The sequence below is a fragment of the bacterium genome (assembly GCA_021372515.1).
In the GTDB taxonomy this organism is placed as follows: Bacteria; Gemmatimonadota; Glassbacteria; order GWA2-58-10; family GWA2-58-10; genus JAJFUG01.
Window position 1 is genome coordinate 1 of record JAJFUG010000188.1, and the last position, 2,195, is coordinate 2,195.

Genomic DNA, 2,195 nt, shown 5'->3' on the forward strand with positions numbered 1-2,195 from the left:
CGGGCCGATCAGCTCGGGATGGCCGAGGAACAGGCGCACCTGGTGCAGAAGGTTGGCCTCGCTCAGCATGACGCCTTTGGGCGTGCCGGTGGTGCCGGAGGTGAAAATGATAACCCAGGGTTGCGCGGGTTGGAGGTCCAGAGGGGTGAATTCAGGTGCGCCGGGGGTGAGGTCGAGACTGTCGAGGTTTACAATCTGCGGGGCGAGACCTTCGAACCGCTCGCGCAAACGGCGGTCCGCCATGATGAGAGTGGGCTGGACAAAGCGCAGAATACCCTCGCGCTCCGGCTGGCTCAGCTCGCTGTCCAGAGGCACCAGGCTGCAACCGGCGAGCCGCACTCCCAGTGCGGCGGCCACCCAGCGCGCCGAGTTGGCCCCGGAGAGCGCCACCCGCGCGCCCGGCACGATTCCCATCTCCGTCAGGCTGCACGCCGCGCGGAACGCCCCGGCCCGGAGCGATCCGCCGCTCACCCGCAGCGCGCCCTCCGGCGCGGCCAGGTCGACCAGCATCTCGCGCCCGGCGTTGCGCCCCAGCGAGTCGAGCAGGATTTGAATCAGGCTGTCCGTGTTGTCCTCAGCGTTCAGAGGGAAAGCGGCCCGGGTTGCGCTGAAACTTAATCCGTCCCGCCGGGCCGGGCAATGTTCGTCTCCGGCCTTGTTTTGCCGCACCGCAGCAGCAGGACCAGGGCCGCGCCGGTCAGAGCGCCCAGGATCGCTCCGGCGGTGGCCCCGGGCAGGATCCCGTTCCTGAACAGCACCAGCACCACCGCGCCGCGGTAAAGGGGCTGCGCGAAGCCGTACATGCTGAGCGGCCAGGCCGCGGCCGAGACAAGCGCATAGACTACTGTCCAGACACGGCCGCGTCGCAGGAGCAGCCCCTGAAGAGCGCCGCTGACCGCACCGGCGGCTGTCAGCAGGGGGACGAAATCCAGCCGTTGGCCGAAAGCGTGAAAGCCGATGTCAAAGGCCAGCCCGGCCAGGGCCGGGCCTGGAATTGCGGCCCAGACCCAGCGGACAGGCTGTCTCAACCAGGGACGCAGCAGGGAAAACTGCGACCCTGCGATTACGGCTCCGGTCACCGCCCCCGCGACCACATGCCCTCCCAGGTGCCCCAGGACAAACCCGAGCAGGAACCCCACCCCGTAACCGGCCATGGTCAAAGCGGTCCAGCCCAGCCAGAAAAGCAGGCCGGCTTTCTTCAGGCATTGGTTCTCGATCTTTTCCTCACACATTGTACGTTCCTCCCTCGGCCTGACACAGGCCTTGCACGTTCATTTGCCTTGCGGCTAACGGTCGGTCAGCGGTTTCCAGAGCGAGCGGAACCAGTAGCCCAGGGCCAGGAAAGCCCCGCCGAAGCCCAGGAAAAGCAGAACCCGCCAGAGCGCCTCCAGGCTGGCCAGATCGACCAGGAACAGCTTGATCAAGAGGGCCGCCAGGGTGAGAAAGGCGGTCAGGCGAAGGCCGCGGCGGTCCAGGCGCAGCCCGGCCAGCATCAGGGCCAGGGCGTAGAGCCCCCAGCTCAGGGAGACCCAGGCCTGCCCCGCTGGCAGCACAAGCAACTCCCGCGAAAGCCAGAACATGAACAGCCCGTGCAGCAGAAGGCGATAGGCCATCCGGCCGAAGGAGTTCAGATACCAGGAGGCGGCCAGGCCCACAGCCAGAACGGCCAGGTCGGTCAGGCCGCGGGCATTCAGCACCGCGGTCGCGGGGGCCCCCTGGCCGAACCCCTCGCCCAGGCGGTTCAGCAACCAGAGCATAACTGCCAGGAACAGGCCGTGCCCGGCCGCCGCCAGCCAGACCGAACCCTCCTTCCGGTTGACATAGTGCAGCGCTACGCCCTCCAGCGCCAGGCCGAGCAGGAGCGCGTTCCCATGAAGGAGGCAGCCCAGGCCGAGGGTTAAAAGGCCCAGCGCCACCGCCAGGTGGCAGGCCGCAAAGTCTGTCCGTTTCATGCGTTCGAGTCCGCCCGCGATCAGCGCGTACAGAAGCGCCGCGGCCAGAACGATCCAGCCCAGGTGAACTGCCGGGAGTGGAAAGACCCGCCAGGTGAAGAGCAGAGCCAGACCCGGCGACAGCACTGTCAGGATACGGGCGGAAAGAGCGCTGCCAGCGAGGGGTGATCCGCTGTCCGCGTCCGATTGCCGGAACGCGCGCGCTGTCGGAACGAGCCAGAAAACCAGCCAGAGGAACAGCCC

The 2,195-nt window shown here is 67.5% G+C and carries 3 protein-coding genes; all 3 read right to left on the reverse strand.

Translation table 11 applies throughout. The annotated features are described in order from the left end of the window. The coding region (locus LLH00_17140; protein MCE5273006.1) for a long-chain fatty acid--CoA ligase at positions 1 to 669 on the reverse strand (669 nt) is incomplete at its 3' end. Beyond that, positions 615 to 1,232 carry a hypothetical protein gene (locus tag LLH00_17145; GenBank protein MCE5273007.1) on the reverse strand — a complete coding sequence of 206 codons (618 nt, stop codon included), beginning with the start codon at positions 1,230 to 1,232 and terminating at the stop codon, positions 615 to 617. The genes LLH00_17145 and LLH00_17140, both read right to left, overlap by 55 nt. Positions 1,233 to 1,286: 54 nt before the next feature. Further along, the coding region (locus tag LLH00_17150; GenBank protein ID MCE5273008.1) for a DUF2339 domain-containing protein at positions 1,287 to 2,195 on the reverse strand (909 nt) is incomplete at its 5' end.